8 protein-coding genes and 1 pseudogene are annotated in these 8437 nt (G+C 64.6%); 4 read left to right on the top strand and 5 right to left on the bottom strand.

Annotation, left to right across the window (positions count from 1 at the left end):
- The 3 genes and pseudogenes from VML93_RS07580 to VML93_RS07570 all read left to right on the top strand — a co-directional run.
- Positions 1 to 396 (top strand): annotated as a pseudogene (locus VML93_RS07580) (hypothetical protein); the annotation flags it as partial.
- A gap of 192 nt (positions 397 to 588) precedes the next feature.
- Positions 589 to 906, top strand: a complete 318-nt coding sequence (locus tag VML93_RS07575) for a hypothetical protein (protein WP_325609253.1) — start codon at positions 589 to 591, stop codon at positions 904 to 906.
- Between the two features lie 237 nt (positions 907 to 1143).
- Entirely contained in the window at positions 1144 to 1443 is a 300-nt protein-coding gene (locus VML93_RS07570) for a hypothetical protein (protein WP_325609251.1), read from the top strand.
- A gap of 200 nt (positions 1444 to 1643) precedes the next feature.
- On the opposite strand, the gene VML93_RS07565 is transcribed toward VML93_RS07570, so the two are convergent.
- The 5 genes from VML93_RS07565 to VML93_RS07545 form a co-directional block, all read right to left on the bottom strand.
- On the bottom strand, positions 1644 to 2882 hold the full coding sequence (locus VML93_RS07565) for a metallophosphoesterase family protein (RefSeq protein ID WP_325609249.1): 1239 nt from the start codon (positions 2880 to 2882) through the stop codon (positions 1644 to 1646).
- Positions 2883 to 2890: 8 nt separating this feature from the next.
- Positions 2891 to 3160: a hypothetical protein gene (locus VML93_RS07560; RefSeq protein WP_325609247.1), complete on the bottom strand. Its 270-nt coding sequence runs from the start codon at positions 3158 to 3160 to the stop codon at positions 2891 to 2893.
- A 48-nt stretch (positions 3161 to 3208) separates the two neighbouring features.
- Positions 3209 to 5017 carry a phospholipase D-like domain-containing protein gene (locus VML93_RS07555; protein ID WP_325609246.1) on the bottom strand — a complete coding sequence of 603 codons (1809 nt, stop codon included), beginning with the start codon at positions 5015 to 5017 and terminating at the stop codon, positions 3209 to 3211.
- Between the two features lie 633 nt (positions 5018 to 5650).
- On the bottom strand, positions 5651 to 5968 hold the full coding sequence (locus VML93_RS07550) for a hypothetical protein (protein WP_325609244.1): 318 nt from the start codon (positions 5966 to 5968) through the stop codon (positions 5651 to 5653).
- Positions 5969 to 6156: 188 nt separating this feature from the next.
- Positions 6157 to 6948: an IclR family transcriptional regulator gene (locus VML93_RS07545; protein WP_325609242.1), complete on the bottom strand. Its 792-nt coding sequence runs from the start codon at positions 6946 to 6948 to the stop codon at positions 6157 to 6159.
- Between the two features lie 690 nt (positions 6949 to 7638).
- On the opposite strand from VML93_RS07545, the gene VML93_RS07540 reads away from it, so the two are divergent.
- Positions 7639 to 8437, top strand: a 799-nt coding sequence (locus tag VML93_RS07540) for a hypothetical protein (RefSeq protein WP_325609240.1), incomplete at its 3' end; no start/stop codon positions are given.

Here is an 8437-nt window from a genome sequence, read left to right as displayed (position 1 = left end):
CAGCGGCTCCGATACATCTGTGCCGCTGTGCCCCACGGCCACACCTACCTGCCCGACCCCGCCGACTCCGAATCGATCGCCCGCACTGCCACCGGACGCGTCCTCTACGCGACCCAACCCGCCGGCGATGTCATGCTTCCTGAGTGCTGGAGCCGCCGCGACTGGAGCCGCCTTCGCGAGTCCCTTCGCGATCCGCGCGCGACAGTGGTCGACCGTCAGGACGCGGTTGCTGGCATGTGTTGCGTATCGGCGCCCGTATGGTGGCCGAGTCGGGTCTGCGCTGGCGCGGTCACCGTCACGGTCGAGGGAGACGTTCTACCCGCCGGTCTACCCGCCCTGGTGTCCCACACCGCATGCCGCATCGGCGCCGCTCTTCAGCAAATAAGCCAGGAGTAACACGCGGGTATTCTTGAGTGCCACGCCTGAGGTTCGCCTAGCCAGACATGAGTTTGCTAAAGGTTTGCTCGGAACACTTGCGCATTGCGCGCAAGGGGTGTCGGATTGGCTAATCGAGTCCCGGCCGCGGATCGACGACCGCCCCGCAGCGGCGACCACAGCACGGGCCCGATAAGTCGATTGGAGCGGCCCGTGCGCACCCCCTTAACCGATGACCCGTACGCCTCTCACTCGTCTGCCACTCCGACGATCCGTGCCGAGGGGCATCTCGTCACCGGCTCCGGATTTCTGCCCAGCCACCATGTCGCCATCCGGATCACCCGCGCCGGAGAGGACATCGATGACTACCTCACCTATGTGACCGACGGCCGCGGCTGCCTCCATTCCGACCTACCCAACAGCGTCACGGGCAAGTTGTACATCGCCGCAACCGACCACCGCCGCGATCCCGCAGGTGCATGCGGCCGGCTGTGGAGCAACACCTGCAGCCTCTCCGTGGCTGAGGCCTAACCTAACCGGCCGGCCTACGACAATCACGTCGCCAAGCTCCATGGGCGAATCGGCGCCACCCCGCACCGTCGGTCCACTCACCGGACCGGGCGTTTGTCGGCGCCCCGGTGCGGGTATCAAATGGAGCTAACGTACTGGGGATTTTGATGTCGCTATTCCCGGTGTACGTGGCCGCGATCAGCACCAGGAGGCGATGGGATTCGCATGCCTACCGATATGCCCGGCAATCAACCGACTGTGTCTCCAGCCACACCGACCGGCCCCATCATTAACGCCTCCCGCGGCCAGGTCCTCATCACGGGCACGGGATTCCAACCCAACTGTTCGGTCACTATCCGCATCACCGATATCGGCGACGACATTGTGGACTACCTCACCTACGTCACCGACGCCCACGGGTACCTAAGCGCGCCGCTGCCCGAGACCGCAGTCAACGGAAATGGGCACATCGCCGTCACCGACCACCGCCCCGACCCCGATGGTGATGGCGGCCTGCTGTGGAGCAACACCGTCGCCGTCACCCACACCGGCACATGAAACACCGCATGGCGTTCAGATGCGGCCGCGGATCGCGAGCGACCCCGACTTCGAAAGAGCCGCAACGGTATTGGACTTCCAGCAACGCCGGGTGCTATTGAGGGAGAGGGTTCAGCTCCAATCGCCAAGGAGCGATAACTGACGGATAGCAGCGGTTAGCCATGAAGACCTGATCACGGCAGCGGTCTCTGTGGCGTTCACTACCGATACTCGTGGGTATCGAGGTCCAGTGTGAATTGGTGCAGGGTTTGGTTCGAAGTCACACCAATGAACTGGCACATCAGCGTGCGCGCCTCGATCGTCACTTTCAGGAAGCCGAACTCACTGTTATCGCTGTTGCCGTCCTCGTAGTATTCGACCTGCGCCGAGTCGCCCTCCGGATATTGAAACGACCCCGGGGTCACGGCCGGGAACGGCGCCGTCAGCGATTCTCCGGGCTCGCCGTCACACTGGTCGGAAAGCACTTCCAGCGGAGAATGACCGCCGCATCCGGTAACCAGGCAGGGCATGACGGTCCCGTCGGCGAAGGTGTAAGTCAGGTGCTCGAACAGATGGGCGTGGGCGGAGAATATCGCGTCGGGTCGCTGCCCGCTGTCGGCGATCGCCTGTTGCAAGGCGACGGCGAGATAGGGCGCATTGGACACGTCGGGACCGGGTCCCCGAGATGGGTCTCCGCGCACGTTGAAGTTCGTCGCTCCCGAATAAGGCGGATAATGCACCGCCAGCAGGACGGCTTTCTTCGGCGAGTTCTGGCTGTTTGCGGCGGCCAATGCTTTCAATTCCCCGACCAGCCACTGATATTGCGGACCGCTGGTGAATGCCGGATACGCCGTCGGATCGTCCAACACACCGCCGTTGGCGATGTTTGAGTACAGCCCGACGATGTAGGCCAGCGGAGTATCGAGGCGCCAGTAGACATAAGGCTGAATCATGGCAGGCCTGTCGTCGGTGGTATTCCCCGTCCACGGCTTAGGCCAGTTCGAATGGTCGGAGCAAAAAGCGTCCAGGTAGTTGGTTATCGGCGAGGACTTCCCATCGTGATTGCCGGGGATGGAGACGATGCACTTTGGATAGTTCGTGTAGGGAGCGTAAAACTGGGTGTTCCACAGCCGAGGTGTGTCGGCAGCTTCAGAGCCATCGTTGGTCGCGTCGCTGCCCTTTTCCAAGTAGATGATGTCACCCAGGTGGAAGAAGAACGAGGTGTCGTTGTCGGCAGTTATCGCGTGGGCGACGGCTTGGGTATTGGTCTGCGTGTCGGGATCCCCGGAGCAGCCCACCATCGCGAAACTCATCTTGCCGGAGGAGATGATTCGCTGATTCTCCTCGGAGTCAATAGCGCTGAAGTCGAGAGGGTGCTGACTGGGGGGCGGAGGCGTTGGGACGCTGGTCCAGACGCCGTGTTCGGCGCACTTGGTCTGCTTGTCTGCATGCTTGGACAACGTGACTCCTACATTTGGCGTGTGATTCCTTTGGCGCTGCGCACGTCTGGCACCGGACCGGGCATAGGCACACCAGCCGGGCAGCGAAACATGTGTCCGGTCACGTGGATTCGCGGCGCGCCGCCGAGGCCGGCGAGCGACACCAAGTGCCAAGTCTGCGGCCACCGAAGACCAGGATGGGTGTCTTGCACCCGGACCGCGTGTGTGCCGCCGATCTGCTCGCACACGAAGATCAGAATCAAGGCGTCGAGCCAGAACGTCACGGTGCTGGCAACCACTGCTGCGCCTCCATGAGATTCGGCCGTTGTTCGGTTGGTTGCTGCGGCTTAGCCGCCGAACAGCTGGCGGTCGACCGAGTGTAAATCGTTGGGATCGAAGTATTTCTGGACCCACTGATCGGTGCCGTCGAGGAACCAGCCGGCCGCCGATGCCGCCTTCTGTTTGTCGGCCGGTGGCGCGGGTGGTTCGGCTTTCGGCGACGCCGCGGATTTCTTGGACAAGCTGTCGAGGAAGTTGTAGTGGTCCACCAGCTCCAGTGCTTCGATGGTGAACGCGGTCGCCACATCGGCGTCGTGGATGGCCAGCAGGTTGTCACCGTTTTCCTGCTCACCGCCTAGCGCGAGGTTGGACGATCCGCAGTAGACGACCGGGTCTTCGCCTCGGAACCCGCAGACGACGAACTTGTGATGGATCTCGTGGCCGGCGATGGTGGGTACCTGGTTGAACGGCGGCGGTAGCACGAAGGTGCCGGGTTTGCCGCTGACCAGCACCCCGGTCTTTGCCCCCGCCGGGTACAGCGACACACCGCTGGGCGCATCGGAAATACCGAGGCTGAACGTGTTGGGGTCGGTGTGGATGTTGTTCAGCGCGGTGTAGACGGGATTCTGGGCGGCGCCGATGCCGCTGAGTTCCATTACCGCGAAGAACACCGTCCCGACCGGCGGAGCGGTGACCTTGCCCTCGGCGTTGATGCGTTCGACCAGACCGTTGAGGATCTCGCCGGCGAAATCCGCTTGGTGCGGGGAAAAGGTCACTGAGAACGCCGGAACTGAAGTGCCTTGACCGCCGAAGGTGAAAGCCTGGGTTGCCCACTGGGATTGGGCGAAGGGGGCGTTCTGCACCCCGGTGGTCCACGCTTCGTTGAATACGTCGGCGTAGGTGGCGGCGACTTGGCGGTCGTCGTAGACAAGGACATGGTTTGCGTTGACGTACAACCCGGTGATCGAGAAGTTGGTAGAGCCGGTGAGCACGGTGCGCGGCCCGGTGCTGTCGGAGACGATGAAGATCTTGTCGTGGGCGAAGCGGCCGAACTTGCCCCGCTTGATCGCCGATGCCCCGGCCTGCGCGGTGAAGGCGGTGGTGAAGTTGTCTTCGGGCGTGGGCTTGGCCGTGTTGTGGTGCAGCGAGGCATCATCGAGGATGATGCGCACCCGGCTGGCGCTGCCCAGCTTGAGCAGCGAGGCGATGACGTCGGGCTCATCGAGGTCGTAGGCGAATACGTCGAGCTTCAGCGAGGAGTCGGACTCCAGCTCTTGCAGAATGTCGAAGACCCGCTGGCGGGCTGTGAAACCCAGCCACTGGTACTCCTGGGCGTAGGTGAAGGTTTGGCCCGCGGGGTTGGTGCCGTCGACCGCTGACGTGTCATAGACCAGGTCGTCGCCGGCGGGGCGGATGCGCGCGGTCTCGCCGAAGTGCCGCACGAACGCCTGCGACTGGACGTAGCCGCGGGTGAAACTCACGGACAGCGCGCCCTTGACGAAGGGGGCGACCGCCACATCGACCGATACGCTCATCGACGGGTCCAGTGGTTGCAGCGCCCCCGCCGCGCTGAAGTAGCGTGGCGTGACCACATAGGTGTAGGTGCCGAATGCCGGTGTCCCGCCCTGATGCACCATGCCCGGCACCTGGACCCACCGGAATTTCTGGATCGGCGCATTGACGCTGGAATGCGGCGACTCGCCGGCGACCTGGGCGTGGGCCGGCGACGGGGCCAACTGCAGATTGTTGTCGAGATAATAGGGAACCGCGCCGGGTGGATGCACCTCAATGGTGAAGCCCGCCAGCCCTGTTCGGGCCGAGTCGGCGGTCAGATCAAATGCGAGCAGAGTCTTGGCATCGCCACCGTAGGCGGTCACGGCAATGACGTTGTTTTTGGCGCAAACCATCGACACGGGCTTCTCCGTTCCCTGGTGCGGTCAGATTCGCGACGCGACGATGACCTAGCCCAAACCCATTGCGCGTCTACCGGGATTGTTAAGCAAGAGCGCGGTCCGCTGAGCGGACCAGGACCCCGCCGTTGGTCCCGTCTCGCGGTCACTGAACATCGCCGGCGCGTCGGTCGGTGGTCCAGACGTCACGCATGCCAGGGCAGTCGGGCTACGGCGGCACAGCGGGCCGTGTTCGCCTTCAAGGTGGATGCGGTGGACGCCGCCCATAGCGGATCTCGACTGGTTGCTGAGCCGAAAATGCTGTGGTGCGAAGACAAACTCATGTAGCCTGCCCGGCGCACCTACGTTGCGGGGTTGGTGCCCGCTGCGTCGGAGTGTGCGCACTGTCCGTGTCGGTGTTCGGCGTTACTTTACGGCCGAGCGGCCCGCGGGGCTCAGATCACGGTGTCGGTGTCACCAGCCAGGAGTTGTTGGGGGACTTGGCCGAACACGTCGCGTCCCGTGGCGGGCTCGAGGGTAAAGGTCCACACGACGTCGAATCGGTCGGCTGGCCACTTGGTGGGACCCCGCCGCTGGCGCGACCCGATCGCGGCGGTCCGGTTAGGGGCCGGTCACCACGAGGGTGCAGGTGTTGCTCCACAGCCGCCCGCAGGCGCCGTCACGATGCGGCCGGTGGTCGGTGGCGGCGATGTGCAACGTGCCGGTGAGGCTCGCGGGTAGCTCGCAGTGCAGGCAACCGTCGTCGTTCGTCACATAAGTGAGGTAATCGTCGATGTCGTCTCCGGCGCGGGTGATCCGCAGGGCGACGAGGTGGTCGGGCAGGAACCCCGAGCCGGTGACGAGATTTTTGTGGGCGCTGATGCGCGGAGCCGAAGACGAATACGGCGCAGCGGGACTGTTGGATACCCCGGCGGGCATGGCTGCCTCACCTCGCGATCGTCAAGTCCCGCACTGCGGCCGATGCCCGGGGGACCGCCGGCGCGATCCGTAACACCGATTGATAGGACGGTTCCCACCTTACATACTTTAGGTCCGCGAAGTGCGATTATAGCATACCGCAAGTCTGCTTGTGGGGGACTGGGCTGGCTCGCCCGGACTTCCGCGGCTTATATGGGCTTCCGTTGCGCCAGGGCGGTGCCGATACGGCCGGCGGCGTGCGTGACCAGGGCACTCAGGCCGACGGGAAGCTCGTTGGCGTGCACCGTGACGGTGACGGCGCCGGCGCATGCCCCCTGCGGCCACCACACCGGCGCCGATACGCAGCACATCCCGGCAACCGCGTCCTGACGGTCGATCACTGTGGCGCCCGCTTCACGGATGGACTCGCGCAGGGTGCGCCAGTCATGGCGGGTCCAGCAGTCGGGAAGCGTGACCTGCTCGCCATCCTGGGTGGCGTAGAGGACGCGGCCGGTGGCGGTGCGGGCGATCGATTCGGGGTCGGCGGGGTCGGGGATGTAGGCGTGTCCGTGCGGCACCGCGGCGCAGACATACCGGAGCCGATGCTCATGCATGACCCGCAGCGACGCCATCGCCCGGGACTGCACCGCCAGGTTGTGAACCGGCGCTTGCGCGCAGCGCCGCAGCAGCGGGTCCGGCTGCCAGCGCTGCCCGATACGAAATATCCGCGGCCCGACGTAATAATGTTGCTCGACGCACTGCACCGCGCCCAGAGCGACGAGTTGTTCGGCGAGCCGGTGTGCGGATGACTTCGGCAGACCACTTCGCCGTGCCAGCGCGGTCAGCCCCAGACCCTCATCGGCATAGGCGAGAGCATCCAGCACAGCGAATGCACCGTCGAGCACTCCCCGCCCGGTCGATGGGAACCCGGTCGTGGTGGGGGACGCGAAGTCCGCCGCGGCAGGGAAGGAGGCTGGACTGACGGATACCGAGTTATTCATGGGGGCCTCGCTGCTGAAACCCTGTGCGGGAAAGTTTTTAGTTAGGTGCCTACAGCCTCAAGCGTCGCGCCGGATGGGGGAGCGGCCTAGCGTAGCCGACTACTTACATTCCCCGCATCACTACGCACGAGGAGCGCCGCGGCGACTACTGGCAGTTACAACTACGGAAACGAGTCTGCCCACGGCATCACTCCCGGCTTGTGACTACACCCTGAGCTGCAAGCTACACCGATCCCGATTGATGCAACAGATCTGTTCGCGCCACAGGTGCGGTGGTGGCCGCCGTTCTGTCAGCCCGCATCGCGGCCTAGCGGGCCGGCGCCGCACCGGCAGTGTCACCGGCCCCGTAATCTCTGCGGCGATGCACCCGCCGTGTCCGTCGTGCTCGGCGGTGCCGATGAGCACGCCGCCGCCGCTGGCGATCGACCAGCTGCGCCCACCAAGTTCAGCTGCGGTACTGGGCGGTTCGGCGTCGACGGACAGGTCGACCAACCCGGCGACGCCGAACCTACCGGGATGAGGTTGCGCCCTCGAAGTCGTCGTGCGGGGTCAAGACCCGGTGATCGCCACCTGGTACAACACCGCGCGGTCCGGTGAGCGGACCGAAGCCTTGCCCCCGTGACCGGGTTGGCGCCCAATGGGTCTCGAGAACACCCGGATGGGCTTGAGAACGCCTCGCACTCATTCGAGATGACCGAGGGAGACAACGTGGCCGCCGACTTCGTAGCCTGGCACAACATCGAATCGTCAGTGCTGCAAACGCATTTCAACACCTACTATCCGCGCGGATACCGCTTCGCGTCGCTGTCGATCTACGGTGAATCCAGTCGGCCGCTGTTCGCCGCGGTGATGGTCCATCGCGCCGATCCCGTTCCCCAGTTCGCGGAATGGGGCTACAACGCCAAGGACTACCAGGCGTTTTTTAACAAGTACGCCGCCGAAGGCTTCGGGCAGCGCATCCTTTCGGTCACCGGCGGCGCGGGCGACGCAGTGTTCGCTGCGGTGTGGGAGCCGATGTCGCAGATCCCGCTGACACGGTTCGGTCTGAGCGCGACCGAACTGGCCACGGTCTACCAGAATGCCCGCTTCGACAGCAAGAACAACCTGCTGGCAGCCACCACGATTCCGCTGTCGCTCGACGTGTACGGGGCGCCCGGTGACCGGCGCTACGCGGTGGTCATGGCTCCCAACACCGCCGCGACGGCGTGGAACGCCGACGGCACCGACGAGTCCGCCACCGACTACCAGCGGCGGTTCGATCTGCAACTGTCGGTAGGCAACCGGCCGTATTTGGTGTCACCGACTGACAACGGCCACTACGCCTCGGCGTTCTGCGACAACCAGATCGGCCCCTGGCAGGCGCGGCACGGCCTCACCAGCCAGCAATACCAGCACACGTTCGACGAACTGACCGCCACCGGGTTCTACCCCGTGCAGGTCCAGGGCGGCGGATCCTCAGCTGACCCCCGATTCGCCGCGATCTTCGCCA

The organism is Mycobacterium sp. (assembly GCF_035499775.1).
GTDB lineage: Bacteria > Actinomycetota > Actinomycetes > Mycobacteriales > Mycobacteriaceae > Mycobacterium.
Note: the sequence above shows the minus strand (reverse complement) of the source record. Positions and strands in the feature narration are given on the sequence as shown.

Bases quoted from the DNA above. Each gene is read 5' to 3' on its own strand.
- VML93_RS07550 (WP_325609244.1), bottom strand. From the start codon at position 5,968: ATGCCCGCCGGGGTATCCAACAGTCCCGCTGCGCCGTATTCGTCTTCG.
- VML93_RS07545 (WP_325609242.1), bottom strand. From the start codon at position 6,948: ATGAATAACTCGGTATCCGTCAGTCCAGCCTCCTTCCCTGCCGCGGCG.